The 24825-nt window shown below is 59.8% G+C and carries 23 protein-coding genes; 2 read left to right on the top strand and 21 right to left on the bottom strand.

What is annotated here, in order from left to right; genetic code table 11:
• Window positions 1–10 precede the first annotated feature (10 nt).
• The 14 genes from EQW76_RS13875 to EQW76_RS13810 form a co-directional block, all read right to left on the bottom strand.
• Entirely contained in the window at window positions 11–1501 is a 1491-nt protein-coding gene (locus EQW76_RS13875) for an acetyl-CoA hydrolase/transferase family protein (protein ID WP_142824968.1), read from the bottom strand.
• Between the two features lie 93 nt (window positions 1502–1594).
• Window positions 1595–2986 carry an NAD-dependent succinate-semialdehyde dehydrogenase gene (locus EQW76_RS13870; protein ID WP_142824967.1) on the bottom strand — a complete coding sequence of 464 codons (1392 nt, stop codon included), beginning with the start codon at window positions 2984–2986 and terminating at the stop codon, window positions 1595–1597.
• 71 nt (window positions 2987–3057) lie between these two features.
• Window positions 3058–4473: an NAD(P)(+) transhydrogenase (Re/Si-specific) subunit beta gene (locus tag EQW76_RS13865; RefSeq protein WP_142824966.1), complete on the bottom strand. Its 1416-nt coding sequence runs from the start codon at window positions 4471–4473 to the stop codon at window positions 3058–3060.
• 2 nt (window positions 4474–4475) lie between these two features.
• A complete protein-coding gene (locus EQW76_RS13860) occupies window positions 4476–4784 on the bottom strand; it encodes an NAD(P) transhydrogenase subunit alpha (RefSeq protein ID WP_142824965.1) in 309 nt (102 codons plus the stop codon).
• Window positions 4781–5923 carry an NAD(P) transhydrogenase subunit alpha gene (locus EQW76_RS13855; protein ID WP_224127990.1) on the bottom strand — a complete coding sequence of 381 codons (1143 nt, stop codon included), beginning with the start codon at window positions 5921–5923 and terminating at the stop codon, window positions 4781–4783. The genes EQW76_RS13860 and EQW76_RS13855 overlap by 4 nt, the downstream gene beginning before the upstream one ends.
• A gap of 97 nt (window positions 5924–6020) precedes the next feature.
• Window positions 6021–7046 carry an alcohol dehydrogenase AdhP gene (gene adhP / locus EQW76_RS13850; protein WP_142824964.1) on the bottom strand — a complete coding sequence of 342 codons (1026 nt, stop codon included), beginning with the start codon at window positions 7044–7046 and terminating at the stop codon, window positions 6021–6023.
• 188 nt (window positions 7047–7234) lie between these two features.
• A complete protein-coding gene (locus EQW76_RS13845; RefSeq protein WP_142824963.1) occupies window positions 7235–8182 on the bottom strand; it encodes a YiiG family protein in 948 nt (315 codons plus the stop codon).
• A 140-nt stretch (window positions 8183–8322) separates the two neighbouring features.
• Window positions 8323–9048 carry an SDR family oxidoreductase gene (locus tag EQW76_RS13840; protein WP_142824962.1) on the bottom strand — a complete coding sequence of 242 codons (726 nt, stop codon included), beginning with the start codon at window positions 9046–9048 and terminating at the stop codon, window positions 8323–8325.
• 26 nt (window positions 9049–9074) lie between these two features.
• On the bottom strand, window positions 9075–10697 hold the full coding sequence (locus tag EQW76_RS13835) for an FGGY-family carbohydrate kinase (protein WP_142824961.1): 1623 nt from the start codon (window positions 10695–10697) through the stop codon (window positions 9075–9077).
• Window positions 10698–10736: 39 nt separating this feature from the next.
• Window positions 10737–11468 carry an SDR family oxidoreductase gene (locus tag EQW76_RS13830; protein ID WP_142824960.1) on the bottom strand — a complete coding sequence of 244 codons (732 nt, stop codon included), beginning with the start codon at window positions 11466–11468 and terminating at the stop codon, window positions 10737–10739.
• Window positions 11469–11511: 43 nt separating this feature from the next.
• Entirely contained in the window at window positions 11512–12498 is a 987-nt protein-coding gene (locus EQW76_RS13825; RefSeq protein WP_142824959.1) for a ribose ABC transporter permease, read from the bottom strand.
• Window positions 12488–13990, bottom strand: a complete 1503-nt coding sequence (locus tag EQW76_RS13820) for a sugar ABC transporter ATP-binding protein (protein ID WP_142824958.1) — start codon at window positions 13988–13990, stop codon at window positions 12488–12490. Before EQW76_RS13820 ends, EQW76_RS13825 begins: the two co-directional genes overlap by 11 nt.
• Window positions 13991–14055: 65 nt before the next feature.
• Window positions 14056–14967 carry an ABC transporter substrate-binding protein gene (locus EQW76_RS13815; protein ID WP_142824957.1) on the bottom strand — a complete coding sequence of 304 codons (912 nt, stop codon included), beginning with the start codon at window positions 14965–14967 and terminating at the stop codon, window positions 14056–14058.
• A gap of 104 nt (window positions 14968–15071) precedes the next feature.
• Entirely contained in the window at window positions 15072–15956 is an 885-nt protein-coding gene (locus tag EQW76_RS13810; RefSeq protein ID WP_142824956.1) for an AraC family transcriptional regulator, read from the bottom strand.
• Window positions 15957–16266: 310 nt separating this feature from the next.
• Here EQW76_RS13810 and EQW76_RS13805 point away from each other — a divergent pair, with 310 nt between their 5' ends.
• Entirely contained in the window at window positions 16267–16695 is a 429-nt protein-coding gene (locus tag EQW76_RS13805; protein WP_142824955.1) for a DUF3597 domain-containing protein, read from the top strand.
• A 110-nt stretch (window positions 16696–16805) separates the two neighbouring features.
• Here the strand turns inward: EQW76_RS13805 and EQW76_RS13800 are convergent, their stop codons facing one another.
• From EQW76_RS13800 to EQW76_RS30150, 4 genes are all read right to left on the bottom strand, one after another.
• A complete protein-coding gene (locus EQW76_RS13800) occupies window positions 16806–17000 on the bottom strand; it encodes a hypothetical protein (protein ID WP_142824954.1) in 195 nt (64 codons plus the stop codon).
• A 78-nt stretch (window positions 17001–17078) separates the two neighbouring features.
• Window positions 17079–17795, bottom strand: coding sequence for a Crp/Fnr family transcriptional regulator (locus EQW76_RS13795; RefSeq protein WP_224127988.1), 717 nt, complete (start codon window positions 17793–17795; stop codon window positions 17079–17081).
• Window positions 17796–17904: 109 nt separating this feature from the next.
• Window positions 17905–18351: a response regulator gene (locus EQW76_RS13790; RefSeq protein ID WP_142824953.1), complete on the bottom strand. Its 447-nt coding sequence runs from the start codon at window positions 18349–18351 to the stop codon at window positions 17905–17907.
• A 3-nt stretch (window positions 18352–18354) separates the two neighbouring features.
• Window positions 18355–19449: a histidine kinase dimerization/phosphoacceptor domain -containing protein gene (locus EQW76_RS30150; protein WP_257625764.1), complete on the bottom strand. Its 1095-nt coding sequence runs from the start codon at window positions 19447–19449 to the stop codon at window positions 18355–18357.
• A 537-nt stretch (window positions 19450–19986) separates the two neighbouring features.
• Between EQW76_RS30150 and EQW76_RS13780 the strand changes: the two genes are divergently transcribed.
• Window positions 19987–20196 carry a cold-shock protein gene (locus EQW76_RS13780; protein ID WP_111221169.1) on the top strand — a complete coding sequence of 70 codons (210 nt, stop codon included), beginning with the start codon at window positions 19987–19989 and terminating at the stop codon, window positions 20194–20196.
• A gap of 88 nt (window positions 20197–20284) precedes the next feature.
• Here EQW76_RS13780 and EQW76_RS13775 read toward each other — a convergent pair whose 3' ends face one another.
• From EQW76_RS13775 to repB, 3 genes are all read right to left on the bottom strand, one after another.
• Window positions 20285–22144: a DEAD/DEAH box helicase gene (locus EQW76_RS13775; protein ID WP_142824951.1), complete on the bottom strand. Its 1860-nt coding sequence runs from the start codon at window positions 22142–22144 to the stop codon at window positions 20285–20287.
• Window positions 22145–22339: 195 nt separating this feature from the next.
• Window positions 22340–23629, bottom strand: a complete 1290-nt coding sequence (gene repC / locus EQW76_RS13770; RefSeq protein WP_142824950.1) for a plasmid replication protein RepC — start codon at window positions 23627–23629, stop codon at window positions 22340–22342.
• 153 nt (window positions 23630–23782) lie between these two features.
• Window positions 23783–24823, bottom strand: coding sequence for a plasmid partitioning protein RepB (gene repB / locus EQW76_RS13765; RefSeq protein WP_142824949.1), 1041 nt, complete (start codon window positions 24821–24823; stop codon window positions 23783–23785).
• Between the last annotated feature and the right edge of the window lie 2 nt (window positions 24824–24825).

Below are 24825 nucleotides of genomic sequence, written 5' to 3'. Positions count from 1 at the left end.
AGGTCCGAGATTAGCGCAGCATGGTTCCCGTCGTCTGCTTGCGGATGTGCCACGATAGCGCCTCTTCGAGCAGGTGCGGGGTATGGCCGCCGCGCGCGGTGGCGCGTGCCAGGTAATCCTCGAGTTGCTCGCGATAGGACGGATGGGAACACCGGGCTATGATCATCGCCGCCCGCTCGCGCGGCGCGAGTTCGCGCAGGTCTGCGAGGCCGTGTTCGGTGACGATGATATCGACATCGTGCTCGGTGTGGTCGACGTGGCTGACCATCGGGACCACCGAGGAAATGCTTCCGCCCTTGGCAAGCGACTTCGTGACGAAGATGGACAGATAGGCATTGCGCGCGAAATCCCCGGAGCCGCCGATGCCGTTCATCATGTGCGTGCCATTGAAGTGGCTGGAATTGACATTACCGTAGATGTCGACCTCCAGCGCGGTGTTGATCCCGATTACCCCGAGACGCCGGATTACCTCCGGATGGTTGGAGATTTCCTGCGGGCGCAGCACAAGCTTGGCCTTGTATCTGTCGAAGTCACCGAACACCCGCTCGGCACATCCGGCCGAGAGCGTGATCGAGGAGCCCGAGGCAAATGCGAGCTTTCCGGCATCGAAAAGATCGAAGGTGCTGTCCTGGAGGACTTCGCTATACATCCTGAGGTGATGAAAAGGCCCCTTCCCCAATCCTGAAAGCACCGAGTTGGCGATCGTACCGATCCCCGCCTGCAATGGCTGCAGCGAAAGGTCGAGCCGGCCGCATGCCACCTCCTGCTCCATGAAGCGGATCAGGTGCCCGGCAATTGCTTCCGTTTCCGTGTCCGGTGCCTCGACGGACGAGAAGCTGTCCTTCTGCCCGGTGATGACGATGGCGGCAATCTTGTCCGGATCGATCGGCACATAGGGAAGACCGACGCGGCTATCGCAGGAAACGACCGGGATAGGCTCTCGCGACGGGCGCTTGGTGGGGATATAGATGTCGTGCAGGCCTTCGAGCGCCAGCGGCTGGCTGAGATTGATCTCGACGATAATCTGCTTGGCAAGGATCGCGAAACTCGCCGAGTTGCCGATCGAAGTGGACGGCACGATGCCGCCCTCTTCGGTAATCGCCGTCGCCTCGATGACGGCGTAGTCGATCGGACCGAGCTGGTTGGAGCGGAGATGTTCGACCGTCTCGGACAGATGCTGGTCGATGAACATCACCTCCCCGCGATTGATCGCGGCACGCAAAGTCGTGTCGACCTGGAACGGCATCCGGCGCGCCAGAATTTTAGCCTCGGTCAGCATCCGATCGATGTCATGGCCGAGCGATGCGCCGGTGATCAGGGTGATCTTGAATGGATCGGTCCTGGCACGTTCGACCATGGCGAGCGGCACCGCCTTGGCGTCGCCTGCCCTCGTGAAGCCGCTCATGCCGATGATCATGCCGTCCTTGATCAGGGCGGCCGCAGCCTCCGGCGTGGTGATCTTGTCCAGCAGCGATTTGCGACGGATGCGTGTCTCGAACATTCTGGCCCCGGGGTTGGATAGGTCTGAAGAGGAGGGGTAAGGCCTCCCTGTCGTGGCACCGAAGCATCGGCTACGACAGGGAGAAATTTCTGCTCAGAAGGGTGCGTCTATGTCGACGATGTTGATCAGCTTGTGGTTGACGAACTCCTTGATCCCGAGGTCGAGTAGCTCCCGCCCGTAACCGGAGCGACGGACGCCGCCGAAGGGCAGATCGGCCTTCACCATCGTCGGATGGTTGACGAACACCATGCCGGTAGAGATCTTCGCCGCAACTTCCGCACCGTGCTTGGTGTCGGAGGTGAACACCGAGCCACCGAGGCCGAAAGGCGAATCGTTGGCGATGCGGATCGCATCGTCTTCGTCACTGGCGCGAAACAGCATGGAGACGGGACCGAAGAATTCCCAATAGCGGGCGGGATTCTCATCCGAGACGTTGGTGAGGATCGTCGGCTGCACGAATGCGCCCCGGTTGGGAACGCTGGGCCCGACTTCGGTGGCCGTGGCGCCGAGCGCAACGGCTTGCGCGATCTTCTCGCGGATTTCATCGGCAGCAACCTGCGACGACATTGGCGCGAGCGTGGTTTCCGGTGCGAAGGGATCGCCGGCACGCAAGGCTGCGACGCCTTTGATATAGCTCGCGAGGAACGCATCGTAGACGCCATCGAGGATGATCATGCGTTTGGAGGAGACACACACCTGGCCGCCGTTCCAGTGCCGTCCGAAGACTGCCCATTTGACGGTCTTTTCCATGTCGGCATCGGCAAGCACCACGAAAGCGTCGGCACCGCCGAGTTCCATGGTGGATTTTTTTAGGGCCTTGCCCGCTTGGGAGGCGACAATGGCGCCAGCGCCTTCGGAACCCGTCAGGGCGACGCCATGCACGCGGGGATCGTTGAGAATTATCTCGATCTGCGAGCGGGTGGCATAGAGGTTCTGGAAACCACCGATGGGCAGGCCAGCTTCCTTCATCAGCCCCTCAAACGCCGCTGCACTTTGCGGCACGTTCGAGGCGTGCTTGAGCAGCATGGTGTTGCCCGCCGACAGCTGCGGGGCGATGATCCGCGCGATCTGGTAATAAGGGAAATTCCAGGGCTCGATGGCGAGCAGGACGCCGAGGGGTTCGTGCACCAGAGTGGCGTCGCCTTCCGCAGGGTCGGCCACCGGCAGCTTTTGTGGGGCAAGCAGCCTTTCAGCGTTGTTCGCGTAGTATTCAAAGATAGCTGCCGACAGTTCCACTTCTGCCCGGGCTTCCGATATCACCTTGCCCATCTCGAGGGTCAGCAGATTGGCGTAGCTGTCGACATCCCGACGCAACAGGTCGGCCGCATTCTGCATGACCTCGGCGCGGTCCGCAAACGGTGCCGTTTTCCACGACAGGAAGGCGGCGTGCGCTTTGTCGATTGCCGTGCCTACCTCGGCGTCCGTGGCGTCGGCAAAGGTTTTCAACGTTTCGCCCGTGTAGGGATTGATGGTTGCATATGCCATGTTACTTACCTTTCGCAGTGTGTGGCGCGTCCGATTTCCCATGGCGCCACCGGTTAGAAGCGGATGCCGGATCAGCCTCCGAGCTCCTTGATGGCCTGGACCATCTGGGTAATCACGGCCTGGGCGTCGCCATAGACCATGTTGCAGTTGTCGCCGTAAAACAGCAGGTTCTCGACGCCGGCATAGCCTTTGCCCTGCCCTCGCTTGACGACGTAGACCTGGTGCGCCTGATCGACATTGAGGATTGGCATGCCGTAGATGGGAGAGGACTTGTCGGTGCGCGCCGCCGGATTGACGACATCGTTGGCGCCGATGACAAGGGCGACATCGGTCGTCGCGAACGCATCGTTGATGTCCTTCATGTCGAAGATGATGTCGTAGGGAACGCCAGCCTCGGCAAGCAGCACGTTCATGTGCCCCGGCATGCGACCCGCCACCGGATGGATGGCAAACTTCACATCGACGTCGGCCGCCTGCAGCATCTTCACCAGTTCGTAGAGCTTCTGCTGCGCCTGAGCGACGGCGAGGCCGTAGCCCGGAACGATGATGACGCTGGAAGCATAGCGCATGGCGATGGCCGCATCGCCGGCGTCTGCCGGCTTCATGCTACCGGCGATGTCTGATGTCGAGGCGGCGCTAACGTCCCCGAAGTTGCTGAAAAGCACATTTGCAAGCGACCGGTTCATGGCCTTCGCCATCAGCACGGTCAGCATCGTGCCGGCCGAGCCGACCACCATGCCGGCAATCATCAGCGCAGGATTTTGCAGGGCATAGCCTTCGAGCGCGACAGCAAGGCCGGTAAAAGCGTTGTAGAGCGAGATCACCACCGGCATGTCGGCGCCGCCGATCGGCAGCGTCATCAGGATGCCGAACGCCAGCGCGCAGCCGAAGAACAGGAGCGCGATGACAACGGTGGGCAGGCCATCGTACTGCAGGACAAGCAGGGTCCCGAGCGCAATGGCGAGCAGGAACACCAGCCCGTTGACCAGGCGCTGGCCCGTGAAGCGCCATGGCTTGTCGATGCGGCCGTCGAGCTTTGCCCAGGCGATGACCGAGCCGGTCAGCGAGATAGAGCCGATCAGCGCACCGGCGATGGTGACGGAGGCATTCAGCGGCTCGGCCGTGGCAACCTTTAGCAGTTCGACTGCAGCAACGGCCGCCGCCGCACCGCCGCCCATGCCGTTATAGAGCGCAACCATCTGGGGCATCGCTGTGACGGCGACCTTGCGGCCATTCCACCATGCCCAGCCACCGCCGAGACCGAGCGCAAGAACGGCAAGTACGATATTTGCCGGCATGCGCGGCTGTGCTGCCTCTGGCAGATCGGCCAGCACGAGAAAGCTCGCGGCGACGGCTATGACCATGCCGATCCCGGCAACGACGATCCCCGAAAGTGCCGTGACGGGGGACGACATGCGTTTTAGCCCGAATATGAAGAGAGCTGCGGCCACAAGGCCGCTCAGCCCCTCGATATGTTGAAGGAACATGATCAAACCTTCTTTTCGGTGCTGGGACGGAACATGGCGAGCATCCGGTCAGTGACGATGTAGCCACCGGCGGCATTGGCCGCACCGAGCATCACAGCGACAAAGGCGAGAATCTGTGCGATGGTGCTTGTCGCCGTGAACAGCGCATGCAGCGCACCGACGACGACAATGCCGTGGATGAAGTTGGAGCCGGACATCAGCGGCGTGTGGAGGATGGAGGGAACCTTGCTGATGACCTCGTAGCCGGTGATGGCGGCGAGCATGAAGATGTAGAGGGCAATGAGCCAGGTAAGGGATGTGTCGGCGATCATACGGCTGCTCCTTCGGGGGTCTTCACCGGGACCACGCTCGGCATTGGCTGGTTTCTCATCTGGCCTTCATGAGTGAGGACTGTCTTGGCGATGACCTCATCGTCAAAATCGAGCACCACCTTGCCATCGCGCACGATCAGCTGGAGGAGATTGAGGAGGTTCTTGGCGTAGAGTTCGCTCGCATGCTGGGCGAGATGAGACGGCACATTGAGCGGCGCCAAGATGGTGACCGGCCCGATTTCGACGGTTTCGCCCGGCTTCGTTCCCTCGCAATTGCCACCGCCTTCCGCGCCGAGATCGACGATCACGGAGCCAGGCTTCATGCCGGCAAGCTGCTGTGCATTGATCAGCTTTGGAGACGGGCGGCCGGGCACGGCGGCCGTGGTGATGATGAGATCGGCCTCCTGGATGTGCTGCGTCAGGGCCGCATTGACCTTCAGCTTCTCCTCGGCAGTCAATTCCCGGGCATAGCCGCCCTCGCCGCGAGCATCGACGCCGGTCTCGACGAACTTGGCACCGACGGACAGCGCCTGCTCCTTGGTTTCGGGGCGAACATCGTAGCCTTCGGTGATCGCGCCAAGGCGATGGGCCGTTGCGAGTGCCTGTAGCCCGGCAACGCCGAGCCCCATGACCAGCACCTTGGCAGCCCTGAGCGAGCCGACCGCGGTCGTCATCATCGGCAGGATTCGCGGCATGTTGGCCGCACCCAGCAGCGGCGCATAGTAGCCGGACAGTGCCGACTGGGTCGAAAGCACATCGATGGACTGGGCGCGGCTGATGCGGGGCACCGTCTCCATGGCGAATGTCGTGATCTTGCCCTCGCACAGCGCCTTGACCAGTTCCTGCTCGCGGTTGGCATAGACGAGGCAGATCAGGATCGCACCGGGCTTCATCATCTTGACAGTGGCAACGGCTGGAGCCTGAATGGAAAGGACGATATCGGCATCGCCGAGCAGCGCCTTCAGGTCTGGCTCGAACGCGACGTCCTGAAAGCTTGTATCGGGGAGCTTTGCCGCATCGCCGGCACCAGACTGCATATGAAGTTTGGCGCCGAGCTTGACGAGCTTGCCCGTCACCGCCGGTGCCAGCGCGACGCGCTTCTCGCCCGCCCTTGTTTCCTTGAGCACTGCAATCTTCATGGGGATCGAACTTTCACGGTTGTCCGGGCTACAGCATTCCCTCCCCCGGGAGAATGCTGTAGCTACGGTCTGGATAAGGGACTGGTGATAAAAATGCCTAGTCGATCTGCAGAACGATGCGGCCGTCGATGCCGCCTTCTTCCATTCGGGCAAAGATGGCGTTGATGTTCTCAAGCTTGTCCCAGGAGAAGTGGGCTGCCACTGCGCCGTCACCGGCAAATTCCAGTGCTTCCTCGAGATCCTGCCGCGTGCCGACGATGGAACCGCGCACGGTGATGCGCTTCAGGACCGTGTCGAAAATCGGCATCGCAAACTTGCCCGGCGGCAGGCCAACGAGCGCCATCGTGCCATGCGAGCGCAGCGCACCGAAGGCCTGCTCGAAGGCTGCCGGCGACACCGCCGTGACGAGAACGCCATGCACGCCGCCAAGACGTTTTTGCAGCTCTGCAGCCGGGTCGACCTCACGGGCATTGATGACGATCTCCGCCCCGAGCTTTGTCGCCAGAGCGAGCTTGTCGGGATGAACGTCGATGGCTGCGACATGCATGCCCATCGCCTTGGCGTACTGGACCGCCATGTGGCCGAGACCGCCGACGCCTGAAACTGCCACCCACTCACCGGGCTTGACCTCGGTTTCCTTGAGCGCCTTGTAGACCGTCACGCCGGCGCAAAGGATAGGTGCTGCCGGACCCCACTCCAGATTGTCCGGCAGGCGGCCGACATAGTTCGGATCGGCGAGCGCATATTCGGCAAAACTGCCATTGACGGAATAGCCGGTGTTCTGCTGGTCGGCGCAGAGCGTCTCCCAGCCGGTGCGGCAATGGGGGCAATAGCCGCATGCCGTATGAAGCCACGGAACGCCGACGCGGTCGCCTTCTTTGATGCGCTTGACGTCGCGTCCGATGGCGACGACAGTTCCGACACCCTCATGGCCCGGAATGAACGGCACGGTCGGCTTGACCGGCCAGTCACCCTTGATTGCATGGAGATCGGTATGGCAGACGCCCGTCGCGGCAATCTTGACCAGGATCTGGTCGGCACGCGGCTCTGGCACTGGCACATCCTCGATCACCAGAGGCTTGCCGAATTCGTGGAGAACAGCGGCTTTCATCATTTTCGTCATCGGATGCTCCTTGGGTTATCGCCAAGTAGCATGCACCTCGACTGGCCAGCTTGATCTCAATCAACCGACGCTGGGCATGGCCCCGACCAGTGACGACCGGAGCCTCCAGCGTCTCATCATTGCAACACATAGGCAGCCTACCGTTGCGATCCCTCGTCCGGTCAGCGAAGCAACCGTCTCGTTTTGCCCTATCGGGCCATGTCCGATACTGCGGTATCTGACATCTCGACCATCAGGTTGTAGTCCGAGACAATATTCTCGAGACTTTCACCGGCTCCCTTGCGCGCATCGCCTTTGGCTTTTTCCAGCAGTGCATAGAAGTCGCGCATCTCCGAAAGCATGGTATCGGGCCGCGATTCAAATCCAATGAAAGCGCCTGGGTTCGCGGAGGAAAAATCGTCGAACTCGGTCGTCGCGGCCGTATAACCGTCCAGTGCTGTCTTGAAGGCCTGCATGTCGACCACGGGGTTTTCTGCATTCGGCAGGAGATTGATCATCGTTTCGGCATGCATCATGGTGTTGCGAACCTGCCAGGCCGCCTTCTTGCCTTCAGCCTTCTCGATAGCCGCGAGAGCAGCCAGATCGGTCTTTTGCTTTTCTACGCGCAAGGCGGTCTCTGCGTCCTTCCGACGCGCTTCGTAAGCGGCGCCTAGCGGTGCGATATCCTTGTGGAGGGCTTTGCCGCCTTCCATTTTATCCACCTTGTAGTCACCGCGCTCGTAATAGGTGTTGGCTTTTTCGATCACCGGCGCCAGCTTCTGATAGGCATCGAGATACGCCATCATGGCGGCATCGAGGTCGGGCATGGCAGGCTCGGAGACAGCAGCTTTTTTCACGGCGTCGATCTGCTGGCCAACATCATACAGAGAGTAGAGACCGTAAATGTTCCTCTCCTTGCCGGTCGGTCCCTTGCTCATGTTGACCCACAAGCGATAGCGCTGAAGCGAGTCCGTCGCGCGAAGCGTGTCGTTCATGAATTTGACGTAGGCGTTCATCTTGGTCACCGCCAACTGAGTGGCGCTGACCGACGCGCTGGCGTCCTGCGCGTAGGCTGGCTGCCACACCAGAGCTGGCTGCGCACCGAGTGCGAAGACTGCGGCCCCCGCCGCCAAACCCAAGGATTTCAGATATCCCATCAAAGCTAATCCCCACGAAAATCTATTTTGAATAAACGATACAGATCAACTCGATGTGGTGCTGGAGTCAACAAGGTCAACCGCAAGTACAGGGCATCCTTGCTATTTGGCAAAACGACGGATCGGCTGTGACGCCTCGCCTAGACGGCGAGGAAGCCGCCGTCGACATTCAACACGACGCCCGTCACCATTTCGGTGTCTGCAGACAGCAGCGTCGCGATGGTCCGTGCGACGTCTTCGACTTCCGCGAAGCGGCCGATGGGATGGCGCACCATCATCGGCTCCGACTTCACGGGGTCGCTCCAGGCTCTGAGGGCAAGCTCCGTGAGCGTGATCGTCGGGGCGACTGCGTTGACGCGAATGCCGTGCGGACCGAACTCCTTGGCCATGACCCGCGTAGCGCCTTCCAGCCCCGCCTTGGACGCAGCGTAGCAAAGGTGCTCGGCAAAACCGCGATGTCCCGCAATCGATGTGATGTTGACGATCGCGCCGCCGCCACCGGCTGCGACACGCGCCCGGCCAAACTCCTGACAGGTGATGAGGGCGGCACGAAGGTTGATGCCCATGACCGCCTCGTAGCCCTCCTCGGTCATGTCGAAGCTCGATTCGAGCACGTTGATACCGGCGCTATTGATCAGGAAATCGGCGGTGCCCGCTTCCCGCATCGCCGTCCGTGTCGTAGCCGGGTCGGCAAGATCGACCACGATCGAGCGTCCGCCGACTTCCGCTCTCAGGCTCTCCAGATCGGACGCCGTCCGGCTGAGGGCAATGACCTCGGCGCCACGCTCCGCCATGATTTTCGCGCAGGCGCGACCGATGCCCTTGCCTGCGCCGGTGATGATGACGGATTTCCCGGCAAACTGCATATCTCTCTCCTCCTCAGACATAAAACTTATTTTGAAAGCGGCTCGGCATCAGTGCGGATTTTCCGGCTGACCGCCTGCAGATCGAGAAAGGCGCGGTATCGTCTATCGTGCAGAGCGCGGATCGGACCGGTCGCCGGCTGGCATTGCAAGGCGATGACGGACATGGCCGGCATCGCTGCCTGCAGGTCGGGGTAGACACCGGCAGCGACCGCACCCAGCATTGCCGACCCCAGCAGCACTGGCTCCGGACTAGCGGTAACCTCGATCGGCATTCCGGTTGCATCGGCCAGCATCTGGCGAATGAGAGGATGCAGCCCTGCGCCGCCCGACACCGAGATAGTCCGGATCGCCACGCCCTTGGCGGCCTGCGTGTCGACGATCTGACGCAAGCCGTAGCCGAGTCCGCAAATGCCGGCGATGTAGAGCGCAACGAGACTGTCGGAACCCGTCTCCATGCCGAGCCCCATGATTACCGCACGGGCCTGCGGATCGGCAAATGGCGCGCGATTGCCGAGGAACTCTGGCACCACGTGCAGATGATCGGCAAGACGGACAGCTTCCGATGGCTCGGTTGACAAGGCGAGCGCCCGGTCCGCCAGCCATTGCGGCAGGCTCTTGCCTTCGCGCGCCGCCGTGGCGGTTGCCTCCGGACTGGCCGGATGCATCCTGACGAGCTGGTCTATCGCGGCACCGGCTGCGGATTGTCCGCCTTCGTTGAGCCACATGCCGGGAACCATGGCCGAATAATAGGGGCCCCAGACGCCGGGCACGAAGGTAGGCTCTGCGGTGGTTGTCATCGTGCAGGACGACGTTCCGAACACATATCCGAGGCATGTCGTCGGGTCTTCCGCCCCTCCCCTCGCCGCCACTGTGCCGATACCGCCGGCATGGGCGTCGATCAAGCCTGCCGCAACGGCAATGCCGGGCCGCAGGTTCATAAGAGCAGCAGCCTCGGCGCTCAGTCCCTGTCCAAGGGCGGTGCCGGGGTGGACGACGCTCCGGCCGATCCGCGCAAAGCCATCCTCGACAAGATCTTCCAGCCCGATCTGGCGGAAGAAGCTCTCGTCCCAGCGGTTGTCTTTCGCCAGGTAGGTCCATTTGCAGGTGACGGTGCAGGACGACCGGTCGAGGGCGCCGGTCGCCTTCCACGTTAGGAAGTCCGTGAGGTCGAAGAAGTTCACCGCTGAGCGGTAGATCTCAGGCAGGTTCTCGCGCAGCCAGAGCAGCTTCGGCGTCTCCATCTCCGGCGAAATCGTGCCCCCGACATAGGACAGAACCTCGTGTCCGGTGGCATTGATCCTGCTGGCCTGATCGAGGGCGCGATGGTCCATCCAGACAATGATGTCCCGCTCGGGATGGGCACTGTCCCCCACCCCGCCGCTGGCACCATCGACGACAAGCGAGCAGGTCGCATCGAAGCCGATACCCGCCACATCGGCTGGATTGACGCCCGCCAGATCGACGGCCTCGGAAACCGCCTCGCAGACGGCCTGCCAAACCTGTGCACTCGATTGCTCGACATGGCCGGAATCGTCTCGGAAGATCACCAGATCCCGTTTGGCATGAGCGAGCAGCAAGCCCTCGCGGTCGAACACGCCTGCCCGTGCCGAACCGGTGCCGACATCGACGCCGATCAAGAACCTCGTCATATCATTCCTCCACGCTCTGCGAACTCGCCTTCAGCCGTCTTACACCCGGTCGAAATTCGTCGGAAGGACGATCATGTCGCGGATCGTCACCGTGCGCTTGCGGGTAAGAATGTATTCGACAGCATCGGCAACTTCGCTCGGGTCCATCAGGCTTCCGGATTCCTTAGCCTTGCGGAGGTTCTCCTCCGGCCAGTCGGCCAGCAACGCCGAGACGACGGGACCGGGCGATACCTGGGCAACGCGAATGCCATGCGGAATCATCTGGCGACGCATGGTCTGGACGAAGCAGGTGATCGCCCACTTCGAGGAGGCATAGACCGGCTCCCAATAGGTCGGATAGTGGCCGGCAATCGAGCAGGTGACGACGATGTCGCCGGTGCCGCGCTCGATCATGTGCGGGGCAACGTCATGGACGTTCTTTATCACGGCGTTGACGTTGAGGTTCAGCATCTTGTCGATCGCCTCGCCAGTCGTCTCCGTCAGCTCGCCGCCGATATAGGTGCCTGCGTTGCAATAGAGGATGTCGATGTGATCGACCTTCTGCAGGATTTCAGGCACCATCGCAGCGCAGCTCTCGGCATCGAGCAGGTTCGTTACCTGCGCTATCGCCTTTTCGCCCAGACGATCCGTCAGCTCTTTGAGGCTGGTCTCGTTCCAGTCCACCATGACCACGGTGGCGCCGGCGGCGAGCAACTTTTCCGTAGTGGCAAGACCAATACCCGAAGCGGCTCCAGTGATGACGGCAATCTTTCCTTCAAGTGACTGAGACATTCGTGCTCTCCTTTATGTCCGGAATTATCAATATGGTTACGGGTCAGCGCCACTCGCGGGCGATGTAGATGGCAAGCAGGATGATAAAGCCCCGGATGATATCCTGCAGATAGGGGTTGATACCCATCAGGTTGAGGCCGTTGCTGAGGATGCCCAGCAGCACAGCGCCGATCAGGGTCCCGATGATGAGCCCGCGACCGCCTGCAATGGCGGTACCGCCGAGAACGACCGCTGCAATGGCATCCAGCTCGAAGCCGACGCCGGCATTTGGCTGGCCGGACATCAGGCGTCCGGTGAGGATCACCGCAGCCAGGCCGGCGGTCAGGCCGGAAATGGCATAGACAGCGAGCTTGACCCTGGCGGTCTTCACGCCGGATAGCTTGGCTGCCAGTTCATTGCCGCCGATGGCGTAGACATGGCGGCCGAAAGGCGTGCGCTCGAGCAGCACCCAGGCGAGTGCATAGATGACGACCGTGATGATGACGGGCACCGGGACGATGCCGACGCGGCCGACGCCGAACCAGGAAATCCAGGACGGCAAGCCCGAGATCGGATAGCCGCCGGAGTAGATGAGCCCGATACCGCGGGCGATCCCCATCGTAGCAAGGGTGACGATGATAGCCGGCATCCGTCCCCAGGCGACCAGCAGGCCGTTGAAAATCCCAAGCCCTATGCCGAGAACCATCCCGGCCAGCAGACCCACCCAGCCCGGCAGGCCGAAATGGACCATAAGGCCCGCAGCCATCGTTCCCGCCAGCGCCATGACCGCGCCGACGGAAAGGTCGATGCCGCCGGTGAGGATGACAAAGGTCATGCCGACCGCGAGGATCGCCACGACGGAGACCTGGCGGAATACATTGAGGATATTCGACACCGAGAAAAAGCTGTCGGACGCAAAGCCCATCAGGATGGACACGACGACCAGCCCGGCGAGCGGCAGTGCCAAAGGCGAGTGAATGAGCGATCTGAATGCGGAAATTGCTGCGCCTTTGGCGCGAGTATCGCTTTCAGCGATCCCATCATGCGACATCTTTTATCCTCCCGGTGGTAGCGTGGATCATGATCTCTTCGGCATTGATGGCTGAGCCTTCGACTGTCGCGACGATGCCGCCTGACCGAAAAACACACACCCTGTCGGACATGCCGATGACTTCCGGCAGTTCGGAGGAGATCATGATGATGGAATATCCGCGCGCGGTGAACTCGCGCATCAGCTGGTAGATTTCTGTCTTGGCGCCCACATCGATGCCGCGTGTCGGCTCGTCGAAGATGAGCACCTTCATGTTGTGATTAAGCCAGCGGGCGATGACCACCTTCTGCTGATTGCCGCCGGAAAGCGTATCGACACGCGCCATCGGCCCCTGCGCCTTGACCTGCACCTGCGCCATCGCGGAGACGGTATCCTCGAGCTCGCGACGGCGATCGATGAAGAAATGCCCGAATAGATATTTGCCGTAGTTATTCAGCGAAACGTTATGGAGGATGGAGAAGCTGGTGATCAGCCCCTGTTCCTTTCTGCTTTCGGGCAGCAGCCCTATGCCGCTTGCAAGCGCCTCCGCTGGATCGGTAAACCGTCTCTCGACGCCATCGAGCGACAGCTCGCAGCGGGTGGCGCGGTGGGCACCGATCATCGCCAGCGCCGTTTCAGTCCGACCGGAGCCGACCAGCCCGGCAAAACCGAGAATTTCGCCTGAACGCAGCTGGAAACTGGATATCGGCCCTCCCCGCGCCAATTGTACCGCCTTGACGTCGAGGACGACCGGAGGGTTTGTAGTCATTACAGGTTTCGGCGGAAAGCTGTTTTCAATTCGCCGGCCGACCATCAATTCGACGAGACGATGCTGGTCGACCTCGCTGACATCGCAGGAGGTGACATATTCCCCGTCGCGGAGCACCGTGATGCGGTCGCAGATCTCGAAAATCTCTTCGAGGTGGTGCGAGATGAAAACGATGGCGACGCCCTGCTGCCGAAGACCCCTCATTACCCTGAAGAGATGCTCGACCTCGGATGGCGTCAGCGTTGCTGTCGGCTCGTCCAGCACCAGTATCCGGGCATTCAGCGCCAGAGCTTTGGCGATCTCGACGAACTGCTGCTCGGCAACGGAAAGAGTACGGACCGGCACATTGAGGGGTATATCGATGCCGAGTTGAGCGAGGATTTCGGCCGCGCGCTTGCGCATGACGCCGCGCTTCAACAGGCCGACGGCGCTACGCAGCTCGCGGGCAAGAAACATGTTATCGACAGCATCGAGATAGGGGATCAGCGAGAACTCCTGGAACACCACGCCGATACCGTTGTCGATCGCCTCGTTGTAATCGGCAAAGCGGTGACGCTCGCCATCGATGAAGATTTCCCCCTCGCTCGGTTGCAGGATGCCGCACAGCACCTTTGTCAGTGTCGACTTACCCGCACCGTTCTCGCCGAGGAGAGCATGGATTTCACCTGCGCGAACGGTCAGGTCGACCCCGTGCAGGACCGCAATCCTGCCGAAGCTCTTCTTGATACCCTTCAATTCCAGCATCGCTCGCTCCCGCGTTTGAATGGATGGCGCGCTCCTGCGAGGTGGCAGGGGCGCGCCGACGACTATTACCAGCTGAAGCCGGCAGCATTTTCCTTGGTCACAGGCTTCACGTCGATCGGAACTTCCTTCGGCACGACGCGGGCTCCCCACTTCTGGGCGAGCGCCATGGCAAGACCGACACGCACCTGGTCACGCGGGAATTGCGCCGTCGTCTCGATGAAGGCCGTGCCGTCGGCAATCGCCTTGACCGCTTCCGGAGCGCCGTCGACGGAGGTCAGCTTGATGTCCTTGTTGGATCCCTGGATGGCCGAGAGCGCGCCCATCGCACCACCGTCGTTGACCGAAAAGATGCCCTTTAGGTTAGGATGCGACTGGATCATGTTCTCGACGACGCCGAGCGCAACCGAGCGATCCTGGCGACCGTTCTGCGTGTCGACCAGCTTGATGCCGCTGAATTCGGCGAGCGCCTGCTTGCAGCCTTCGACGCGCTGCAGGATCGGCACGACGGCAATGCCGTCGAGAATGGCAACTTCTCCGGTGCCATTCAGGGACTTGGCCAAGAACTGGCAAGACTGGTAGCCGGCGTCCTTGTTCTTCGAGCCGACGAAGGTGTCGACCGGGCCGTTGGCATTGGCATCGACGGCGACGACGATGACGTTCGCATCCTTGGCCATCTTAACCGCGGATTCGACGCCGGCGGAATCGGTGGGGTTGATCAGCAGGATGTCGATCTTCTGCTCCAGCATGTCCTCGATATCGGAAATCTGCTTGGCGACGTCATGGTTGGCATCGGTGACGACAACATCGGCGCCAATGCTTTTCGCGGCTTCCTTGAGAGCCTCCTGCATCGACACGAAGTAGGGGTTGTTCAACTCCTGAAACGTCATGCCGATCTTGAGCTTGGCTTCCTGCGCCATGGCTGGCGCGGTGGCCATTGCCAAGGTCGCAATCGATAGCGCGATCAAAGTCTTCTTCATCTCGGTCTTCCTCCCTTAGATGACGACAGGCAAAGCCTGTCCCTTTCCGGAAAGCACCATGCCTTCCGAATGCAAACCCCTTCCGGGGTATCGGGTTTTCGCTGTTACTCCGCCGCCATCAGCTCTCCGTTGGCAGCAAACGTCGTGCGGAATTGCGATGGCGACATTCCCTTCTGCTTCAGGAAATGCCGGTTGAAATTGGATATGTTCGAGAAGCCGATCTCGAAGCAGACCTCGGCGACCTTCACCTCCGGCTGCGTCAGCAGCATCAGGCAGGCGAGATCCACGCGCAGCTGGTTTTTGTAGCGCACCAGCGTCGTGCCGGTGTGGCGTTTGAAAGCGCGCGAAAAAGAACTGGGGCTCTGTCCGACGAGATCGGCCAGTTCGCGCTCGTCGATGTCGTCCGTCAAGTGGTCCCGCAGATGGGCGATGGCGCGGTTTATGCCACAGTCGTTGATGCTTGGGAGGTCGAGTTCATAGCTCAGGCTGGCAAGCACTTCCGGTTCGGGGGCACGGGCGAGGATGTCGAGGATCTCCCAGAATAGCGCCAGCCGCTTCATACCCTGCGCTTCGATCAGTTGCTCCATCAACGGCTGCACTTCCACGCCAGCAGCCGGATCGAACAGCAGTCCGCGACTACTGCGTTTCAGGAGCGGTCCGAGCGCCTCCATCTCGGGCAAGCTGGCGATGCAATCCTGAATTAGTTTTTCGGGAAACTGGATGACCAGATTGCGCGTCGGAACGATCTCGCCCGGTGCGATCTCGGAAATCCAGTTCTGGGGAAGATTGGGGCCGGTCATGATCAACTGGCCGGGCTCGAACCGACCGATGTGGTCGCCGATATAAAATTGCCCGGACGTCGCAACGACCAGATGGATCTCATATTCGGGGTGATAATGCCAGCGCACCGTGCGAAACGGGTATCCGTGCTTCCACGCGGCAAAGGACTCGCCCTTGCGGATATGAACCAGTTCGAGATCCGGCTGCATGTTTACTCCTCCCACTCACGCCTTCCAGTTTCCTGGCAAAATCTGCAAACCTCCAAATTCGCAGATCCAACGCTTGCCATAACGATATCCCTCATTTGCCGGGGCCTCTACCTCAGCGCAGATCTATTAAAGATACTTTTTTGACGCCTTGATGTGGTTGAGTGCCCAATCTCCATTGATCATCTACCAATCACGACACCAGAGCTTCACCATCTGCGATGACCATATCTCCTGGCCGGCACTCTTCATCACGGAACGGTGAGGACCCTCTTGCGTTGTGGATGTGCAAGCAAACAACGGAGGATATCCCATGAGCATTTTCGACCGCATCAAGAACGCCATTTTCGGCCAGGCGCAGGCTGCAGGCACAACACAGGCATCGACTGCCAGCACGACCGCGGCGGCAACCCCGGTTTCAAATCCCGCCCCCGGCGCCGCCACACCGGCACCATCCGCGCCATCGGCATCCATCCCCGCACAGTCCGTTGACGTCGCCCCGATCCTCGATGCCGCTGTTCAGAAGTCCGGCCAGAGGCTCGACTGGAAACACTCCATCGTCGACCTCATGAAGGCACTCGGCATGGACGCCAGCCTTGAAGAACGCAAGGAGCTCGCAGCTGAACTCCATTACCAGGGAGACGTTCACGACAGCGCCAAGATGAATACTTTCTTGCACAAGGCTTTGCTGCAGAAACTGTCTGAGAATGGCGGCAAGGTCCCACCCGAACTGCTCGACTAATCCAGAAGCGTGCAACAAAAACAGACGCCCTTCGGATTCGGGGGGCGTTTTTTTGTGCTGGTAGCTTGTAAGGAGAATGCGCGGCGGGCCGTGGCGTTAGCTCGGAGGCTCTAAATGCCGACGGATGACCGGAGACTGACGGTTGCGAGGACCCGGCCGGTGCCGTCCGCCACTTCCAGAATTCTGTCGCCAATGCATTTGCCGGCCAGAATGCGCTCGACGACAAGGGCACGCGCTGAAAGTGCAGCCTCCAGTTCTGCTGCATGCAGATCCGGTAGCTCGGAGCCATCCGGATCCTCGATCACTATGTCGCCTTCCCGGATATGAAAGTAAAATCTCGCCATACAGGACAAAACTGTATCGGACGAATTGGTTCCGGATAGCTATCTCATGCTTCCGATAAGCCGCTCGAATTCCGCTTCGGCAACTCCATACGCATCGCCCGCGAAAGCCTGCAGCCCATCCCGGTCTCTGATTGTGACCAAGCCGCGCGTGTTCGAAATGAAATGCTCGCCTTCAAGCACGTGCAGCGAGTCCGTTACGCTCTGGCGTCTGACGTTCATCATGGAAGACAGGAAGTCGTGCGTCAGGGGCAAGGCAGCTCCCTCTGACCTGTCATGGACCATCAGCAGCCAGCGCGAAAGCCGCTTCTCGACAGAGTGAGTGGCATTGGAAAGCGACGTATAGGCTGTCTGGACGAACAACGTCTGGGCATAGCGGCTGAGAGTTCGTCGGAGAGAGCGGCTCTCTGCCAACAGGTCAAACAGGATTTCGTTTTTGATGCTGTGCCCGTGGCCTTCCACTTGCATGAACACCTTGAACGGCGCTTGGGTGTCTTCGAACAGGCTGTTCGGCGGTGACATGCCCTCGCGACCGAAAATGGCAACTTCGACTTCGCTGCCAGCCGGCGAAATACCTATGATCGACCCGATGCCCGTTTCCGGAAAATAGCTGTAATCGGCCGGGACATGCGGCTCGGCCATCACCAGAAGTCGCGGCAGCGTGACCGGTATCAGGTGCGGAACCAGCAATTCCCTATCTCGACTGTCCAGATGATTTATCAGGCGGTTGAGCATGTTTGCCGTGCTTGGTGATGTCATAAACGCAAGCTAACGGCGCTCTCTCCGCAACGCAAGGCAATATGCGCTTGTCCCGTAGGTACGCACTGCTGCAGCGCTGTTGTTGTTGTGCAAGACCTCAGCTCTGTTCTCACCACGTGGAAGCAAGGTGGGGAGACGCAAGGAAGCTGCCCGGAAGGGCGGCATTGGGCGGCGGTCTGCAGACGCTTTCCTGGAGATACCACAGAGCGTTCATAAAGCCGTGACGGGAGAATGGCTTCGGGATGACACCATGGGCTCCCGCGAAATCGTCCGGTATCTTGTTGGGATTCGCCGTCACAAAAATGATGATCGTGTGGGACCAGCGCTTCTGGATATGCGCGCACACATCCAGCCCTGTCGTGTTGCGGGCGAGTTGCATGTCGACGAAGGCAATGTCTGGGGCCTTAGGGGGCTCCAGTTCCTCCACCTCGTAGAGCGATGCCGCCTCGCCTATGACGGTATGCCCAGCATCCTCGACCATCATTCCCACATCCATGGCAAGGAGGGCCTCGTCTTCGACGATCAGGACACTCAAGGGCGGCTTGGGGCGTTCCATCGATTAATTCCCGTTCTGCAGAGACAGCGTCACGCGCGTGCCGGCCGATAGCGTCGACCAGTCGACCGTCGCGTCCGTCTGTCTGGCAAGTCTGTTAATAAGGGTACGACCCAAACCTGTCGGCGGTTCGCTCGGCATGCCGATGCCGTCGTCTTCGACAGTAATCGTCGCCCTGCTTCCCTCGGAGCGGCCGGTAACCGCAATCGTCCCTGCCCGGCCATCGCGAAGGCCGTGCTTGATGGCGTTGGTGAGAATCTCGTTCAGAACCAGGCCGAGGGAGGATGCCTTGCCGGCCGGCACGAGAATGGGGTCCACATCGCATTTCAGCACAATGTCCCCTCTCCCGCTCGACCCGATGACATCCTCCGCCAGTTTCGTGGCGAATTCGCCGATGTCGAACTTTGTCACGTCGCCGGACTGGTACAGGGTACGGTGCACCGTCGCCAGGGCATCGATCCGCTCCATCATCGCTTCCAGCTTCGACGTAATGACCGGGTCGCCGATCGTCCGCGCCTGAAGCCTCAGCAATGAGCCAATCATCGTCAGGTTGTTCTTGACGCGGTGATCTACTTCGTGAAGCAACACCGTCTTTGCCTCGAGAGCCGCTTCGAGTTCAGCAGTCCGTCGCTCGACTTCCTTTTCTACCAAAGCCGCCTGTTCGAGGACCGTCCTGCTGAAAGCCACGTGCTTCGTCACATCGAGCTGCGAGGCAAAGAAAAACTGGATTTCGCCGAGATCGTTGCGCACGGGGCTGAGATACAGAGCGTTCCAGAATGTCGATCCATCTTTTCGATAATTAAGCAATTCGACGGAGACGCTTTCTCCGCCGGCGATTGCAGCACGAATCTTTGAAACCGCAGAACGGTCTGTCTCAGGACCCTGGAGGAAACGGCAGTTCCGACCTAGCACTTCGTGCTGCGCGTAGCCGGTCAGTGCCTGGAACGCCTCGTTGCAAAAGACGATCGGGTTGTCGGGCTGAGACGGGTCGGTGATGACCATCGGCATTCTAGTCGCGCGCACTGCTGCGGCGAAGGGGTCTCCCCTGCCATGCGCGTAGTTGAGTCTGTCGGTCAGGTGCCAGTCGTCGCGCTGCTCCACAGTAACTCCACACATCAATTTAATTTCACGAGCCGATAAACGTCTCCAAGCTTCAGTTGGTTCCTGGCAAATAAGGCGCGTGAAGGTAGTGGATGGAAAGAAGGGAATCGACCAACTCGACAGCTGGTGCCATCGACCTCAAAGCGAGGCTTAGGTTTTAGCGGTCTCGCACAACGCTATATCGTTGTAAGCGTGATATTTTATTCTGTATACGAACCTAGCAAGTAAATTACTTCCGTAACACTTGGTTAACCATAAATGGGGAAGGGACCCTGTGGTTGTACGCTGAACTTTTCCGAGCTCACAATACCTTTGAGCTCGAACTCCGCCCTACCGTCGATATGTTTCATTCCGGGACTAAGCAACAGGCGTCCCATATCGACGGTGCAAATTGCCATCTTGCAACCGCATTTCGACGCCCTACCTCTACAAATGGTCTATTGCAAGCACGCTGATGCAACGTCATGGCGCTTCAATATTGGTCACAACGCCGCTTCTAAACGGCACATGGAAAACAAGACTAGAAGGAACTACGAAATGGCTTCCGGCACTGTGAAATGGTTTAACAGCACCAAGGGTTTTGGCTTCATCGAGCCTGACAACGGCGGCGCAGACGTCTTCGTGCACATTAGCGCTGTCGAGCGCTCGGGCCTCGGAACATTGAAGGATGGCCAGAAGGTCAGCTTCGAAATCGTCCAGGACAAGCGGTCCGGGAAATCTTCTGCCGAACAGCTTCAAGCCCTCTAAGAATTGCGGACCTGACGTCCACGCAAAAAAGAAGGCCGGAAACCCGGCCTTCAGCTTATTCGGAAATATTTGAAAATCAGCGCAGCTTTTACGTGGTTTTCTTGAACTTTGGCTTACCGCCAGCTGGCCTCGCGCCATCGCGTGCAAAATCAGGCTTCTTGCTCCAAGGCTTCTTTTCACCCGGTGCTGCCGGTGCGCCTTCGGACCTGCGCTCGAACTTCGCTGCAGGCTTGGCGTCCGTCCGCGGACGGTTGTTCTTTTCCGCAAAACTGCGCTTCGGACCATCGTGGCTTTGGCGTCCGGTTTCAGGCGCACTGTCGAGAGCCTTGACGCGGATACCCTTCTCCAGTGTCTTGTTCGGTCCGATCGCAGCAAGGAAACGCTCTGCCGCCTCGCCCGAAAACTCCACGAACGTTTCGTCAGGCTGCATCCTGATCGCGCCGATATCGCGCTTCGTCAGGTCGCCGTAACGGCAGATCATCGGAATCAACCAGCGTGGTTCTGCACTCTGCTTGCGCCCAACCGATAGCGAAACCCATTTGCCATCGGTGAAGTCGGCGCGCGTCTCGGCAGGATGGTCGTCACGGGGCGCAGAAAACTCATCGCGGCGTGGCTTCTTGCGGTCGTCAGGGACCGCAACATCGAGTAGATCTTCAGGCGCGGAGTGTGCAGAGCGATATTGGCGCAGGAACGCAGCAGCCACCTGCTCGGCGCTGTGCTGCTCCAGCAGCTTCTTGACGAAATCAATCTCGTCTTCGCGAACGGCTTCGGTGAACAAGGGATCGGCGAGCAAACGTTCATCGTCACGGCGCGTAACATCGTCGGCCGACGGTGGCTTTGCCCATGTCGCATTAATACGCGCAGCCTCGAGCAGACGCTCCGCCTTGCGACGACCGCTGGTGGGCACGATCATGGCGCTAACGCCCTGGCGACCGGCACGGCCTGTGCGACCGCTGCGGTGCAGCAGCGTTTCCGGATTGGTCGGCAGATCCGCATGGATGACGAGGTCGAGACCGGGCAAATCGATACCACGAGCGGCGACGTCGGTGGCGATACAAACGCGGGCGCGCCCGTCACGCATAGCCTGCAGCGCGTGAGTGCGCTCGCTCTGGCTGAGTTCGCCGGAAAGGGCAACGACCGAGAAACCACGGTTGTTGAAACGGGCTGTCAAATGGTTGACGGCTGCGCGCGTCGAGCAAAATACGATGGCATTCGGCGCCTCGTAGAAGCGCAGGACATTGATGATCGCATTTTCGCGGTCGCTTCCGGCGACGGTCAGGGCGCGATACTCGATATCGACATGCTGCTTCGTCTCAGCGGCGGTGCTGATACGCACTGCATCACGCTGGTAGCTTTTGGCAAGCGCCGCGATCGAGCGCGGCACGGTGGCCGAAAACATCAGCGTGCGCCGCTCGGCTGGCGAGTTCTCGAGGATAAACTCCAGATCTTCACGAAAGCCGAGATCGAGCATTTCATCGGCCTCGTCGAGGACAACGGCCTGCAGCTCGGAAATGTCCAGCGAGTTACGGCGAATATGGTCGCAAAGGCGGCCAGGTGTACCAATGACGATATGAACGCCACGATCGAGCGTACGTCGTTCTGTTCGCATATCCATACCGCCGACGCAGGAAGCAATCGTGGCACCGGTCAGCTCGAACAGCCATTCGAGTTCGCGCTGCACCTGCAGAGCCAATTCGCGGGTCGGAGCGATCGCCAGCGCCAGTGGACGACCAGCCTGGCCGAAGCGTTCACCCTTGCCAAGCAACGTCGTGGCAAGAGCGAGGCCAAATGCCACGGTCTTGCCCGAGCCGGTCTGCGCGGAAACGAGAACGTCCGAATTGCCGAGCTTGGGATCAAGCATCGCCTTTTGCACGGGGGTGAGCGCTTCGTAACCGCGTTTGGTCAACGCCTGCGCAATCGGAGGAACGATGCCTTCGAATTCAGTCATATCTGGTCTTTCGGAATTCGGTGTTCGCGCCGGCAGAAAAAAACCCGGAAGGCGCAGATCGCCGCGGCCAGCACGTCGCAGGCCTCTTCATGAGCCCGGCATATACGTGGTCTCCGTTCAAAAGTACAGAGCAGTCCGCCATATACCGGCATGCTATCCACGTGAAGCTTAACGGTGCAAGCGGGGCGAAGGCAATCATGCTGACCTCCTGTCTTCTAAGCCATGGCTACGAGCCAGCGCCAAGAGCATTGGCCCAATGGCAAATTCCCCTCGTTCCGCCCTTCTGGTCAAGTCGCGCAGATAGCCGCCGGCCGAGTTGATTTGACCGGATCTTTCCAGCAGGCAGGCCATGACAGTTGCCGCATTCTCCGGTCCCATGACCTGGCAGGCCTCCTCGTAGGCGCTGGCACTGACGCCGAGCATCGATCGGACCACAACGCCGGCCGTCAGCATGTCGCGCCAACTCGAGATCACTCCTCCCGGGCCATACATCGCAATCTCGGGGCAAGCCCGAAGCACGAGGCCGAGTGGAAAGGACTTCAAACCGCCCAGATCCGCAAATTGCCTGCCGCCGCCCTCCACCGGTTGGCGGCTATTATCCTGCTGGTCTTGTGTAACAGGCACAAGGCTTAGCTTTTGCTCTGCCCCCTCAGCGTCGCCCTGCTTTATTTTTAAAGCTGATTCAAGTTCAGTGATAGATTCGGATTTTGAATTCTGTATGTGCTGCTCATTTCGGGACTCATTGCCGCTTTGTTTTTGTGTTTTTAGACATGTTTCCAGTAGGTTGACGACTTCATCACGCAACATGCTCATATCTTCCAGAATAGGTTGGATGTCTGCCGCTGTCGGTAGGCGAGGAATTCGCATCACAAGGCGCCGAAAGTGCTCGTATATGCTTGACCAATCGCCGGGTGCCCCCTCCTCCATGGCCGTCTCGATAAGTTTGCCGACATCGCGTCGGCACAATGTGAGCTTTTCTCGCGTGACACGGAGAAATTGACGTTCGGCGACCACTTCAGCCGCCAGCACATTGATTTCTTCAGCCCGGGAGATCAGCGGAGCAATACTGAAACCAAAAGCCTGCGCAACTTCACCATCGCCGCCCCTGCGGACGTAGCGCTTGCCGTTCGGGCTATCCCGGCGGATAAGCAGGCCTGTCTCTACGAGAGCGGCAAGGTGTCTGCGCAATGTCGCAGGCGCTATACCGTGGGCACGCAAGGCCAATTGCTCATTGGAAGGGAAGACCACCAGTCCGTTGGCTGCCGAAAGCAAGTTACCGGGGTAGAAACTCAATAATGCGTTCAAAACAGCCAGCGCGCGATCGCTGACCCCGAGCATCTGCCGCGCTTCGCACAGCGCTCGAAATAACTTCCATTTGTCGACCGAGGCGTCAGCGTCGATCTCACTCGCGTCGTACTGGCTTGCCAGCATGCCAAGCGTCATCGAACGCCCACCAAAGGGCGTCGATATATGTCCGGTCTGCATCGTCCTTCACCTTTTTCAAGGCAAAAGAAATCCGCTCACCCAATTTGGTGCCAAAGACTCTTGACTAAGATTCGTGGAAATGTGATTCTCTAAGCGCCAACTACGAGAAGGGCTTCCACGACGGCAACGTTTGGGGGCCTTTTTCTTTTGCGTTTAGTCTCCTGCTTCCAACTTGGTCTCTTCCTGAAAGGCCTGGTAAAGCCGATCAAGATTTTTGGTGATATAAGCGCCAAAGGCCGGACCGTTCTCCGCCTTCAAGGCAATCGTATACTTCTTGCCACCAGCCTTGATTTCCGCTTTTGCAGCACCGCTTTGCTCGCGCCACTCCGAAACAGGTTTCACGACGGTCGCAGACCTCGCCTCTCCCCGTCCTGCAAGAAATGCGCTCAACAAATCAAAGCGGTCGTCTGCTACGGCACCAAGAAATTCCGGACGCGTGATAAATTCACCCGCTCGCATGACATTCTCGGGCGTGTCGAAACGCGTCGCCAGGTCATGCCAACGGTCGCGGCCAACAGCCAAGGCCGGTCCAATTGCATCAACAACCGCGGTGGGGATGCGGTTGATGACCGACAACATCTTCGAAACCGTAGTCTTGTCGGCGCTGAGCGCGGCCATGATCGTTTCGCGGTCAAAGGCTCGCTTCTCCAGCCGACCTGCAAACATGGCGCGTTCGATAAAGGACAAATCTGCCCGGGCGCTGTTTTCTTGGCCCTGCGCGATGACATGATCGCGATCGTCCAGCTTCTTGACGACAGCCCGGACAGGGCGGCCCAGTGTCTTTGCGGCGCGAGCACGGCGATGGCCAAAGGCTATCTGGTATTTGCCGTCTCGGGATGGGTGAGGACGCACGAGAATCGGTGAATCCTGGCCGCGTAGACGTATTGCTTCGACCAGTTCGTCGAATTTGGCATCCAACTGCACGAGGCGGTCGGACACGAAGGAGTCCTCGATCATATCCGGATCAAGCTCGATGACCACCTCGCCGGCCGTGAGCTTTGCCTCGATCGCCTTGGCCGCATCGGCTTTGGCTGCAAGCGCGTCGATACTGCGTGTCACTGCGCCAAGTGCCCCAACGCCCTTGTAGCCGCTCGTCTGGCGCTCAGGCACGGAGGTCTGTTGACTGGAGTTTACCGCAGTAAACTTTGCCTCGGGTTCGGAAATCAATCCGGAAAGGACGTTCTTCCTGGCCATAA

Source organism: Rhizobium sp. rho-13.1, from assembly GCF_007000305.1.
GTDB lineage: Bacteria > Pseudomonadota > Alphaproteobacteria > Rhizobiales > Rhizobiaceae > Rhizobium > Rhizobium rhododendri.
Note: the sequence above shows the minus strand (reverse complement) of the source record. Positions and strands in the feature narration are given on the sequence as shown.